The organism is Limosilactobacillus pontis DSM 8475 (assembly GCF_001435345.1).
Classification (GTDB): Bacteria; Bacillota; Bacilli; order Lactobacillales; family Lactobacillaceae; genus Limosilactobacillus; species Limosilactobacillus pontis.
Genome location: NZ_AZGO01000019.1, coordinates 1 through 1,302 on the forward strand (window position 1 = coordinate 1; position 1,302 = coordinate 1,302).

Annotated in this window: 1 pseudogene; it reads right to left on the reverse strand. The window is 40.4% G+C overall.

The window, feature by feature from the left end:
- Positions 1-11 precede the first annotated feature (11 nt).
- Positions 12-521, reverse strand: a pseudogene (locus FD34_RS08300) (transposase); the annotation flags it as partial.
- Between the last annotated feature and the right edge of the window lie 781 nt (positions 522-1,302).

A 1,302-nucleotide genomic window follows, 5' to 3' on the forward strand; every position in this document is an offset into this window, starting at 1 on the left:
TGAATAACTTTTCAAACAGCTCGTGTCTGAGATTGGACATGAGCTGTTCTTTTATTCTTCCAGTTGATGGCAAAGTATGAGTTAGGAAGGGCAAGCAGGATTCGAGCCCGAAAATTAAAGAAGTTACGAAAGCCATAAGCAGTTCGTTTAATAACTTTGATCTTATTGTTAGTTCCTTCGACTGGACCATTCGTGTAGTCACCATATTTAAAGCTGATGATAATCTCTTTACAATGCCTCCGGAGAGTCCGTTGAACTTTTTGAAGTGATTGGGGAAGCTGGGTCCATTTAATCGCGAGTAAATGATTGAGTTCATCCTTACTACGATGACTTATCGCGAGAATAAGGTCCTGATAATAACGATAAGCTTGTTTAAGATCATCATTGAAAGTCAGTAAGCGTTGAATAACTTCAACGTCGGTCAACTGAGTATAGCCAAAATTACGACGTGACCAATAGTTATCATATTTGAGTAACCCCGCTGGGGTTAGGATTAATTTCCAGAAATGCTTGAGTGCCCGGGGTTACACCGTATAGTGGCGCTTGCATGGTTGCAAGTGAGTGGACAACACGACTTATATTGGAAAGCACTTACCCGCCCCCGTACGTACCCAGCCCACCACATAAAACCGTGGATGAAACTGGGCCAAAAGGGAAATACCATTTTCAATGTTGAGATACTACCCCTTGCCGTTCACCAACGCTACGAAAGCATAGCAACTCAATTGGCCACTAAGTACAAACGCGGTGAGCTGGCTATTGGTGGTGAAAGTAGCTTGATGATGATGGGAGAATAGAGAACTATAAAACCCGTGTTTTATAAAGTATTTCAGATCTTCTAATCGCCCTAAAAGAGGGGAGCGACAGCAACGGCAATAATAGAAAATATTGTGAAATTACAATTAGTGATCCTATCTGGATGCCTATATATAGGTATCTTATGAGGGGATGAACTTTTCACAAAGCCGATATTTTGGCAGTGAGATTTAATAGGGGGTATCATAATAAGTAGCTTCATTCACACACCACGATTTTTTAAGTAGGGGTATAGCCCTATATAGCCATGAGAGCCATTCTGAGCCATTTTAATCATTTAATGTATTATTATCAAATTCAATTCTAAAATGGCTGAGAATGGTTTGCATGAGCTGATATACAATCTCACACAGTAATAACACTTTCTATATGAGAGGGGAATAGGATTTTGATGGCCTGATCGACTTCGTGGACGAGTTAGTCCAGGACCAGATAGCGGAATGAGTATATATGAGATTGACTGATCGTGATGATCGGTCTTTTTTT